Genomic DNA, 259 nt, shown 5'->3' with positions numbered 1-259 from the left:
CTCCGACGAGCGTGGCCGATCCGGCGACGACGCAATCCCTCGCCGAGCCGAAGGCGGCCAAGCGCGGGCTGCCCCAGGTCGCCGGCATGGCCGCGCTCGGCACCGACCTCGCCGGCCTGCCGCCGGCCCTTGCCAAGCTCAAGCAGGACGCGCTCGACGGCGACGGGGCCGCCGTGTGGGAGATCGCCTCGCGCCAGGCCGAGGGCCGCGGCGTGACACGCGACCTCACGGTCGCTGCCCGGTTCTACGAAAAGCTGGC

Annotated in this window: 1 protein-coding gene; it reads left to right on the top strand. The window is 75.3% G+C overall.

The window, feature by feature from the left end; translation table 11 throughout:
• Positions 1 to 259 (top strand): hypothetical protein (locus AC1RQI_RS17285; protein ID WP_481905842.1); only part of this gene is annotated, 259 nt, incomplete at both ends.

The organism is Salicola sp. AFF1, assembly GCF_056783195.1.
This window is presented reverse-complemented; position numbering and strand designations above follow the sequence as displayed.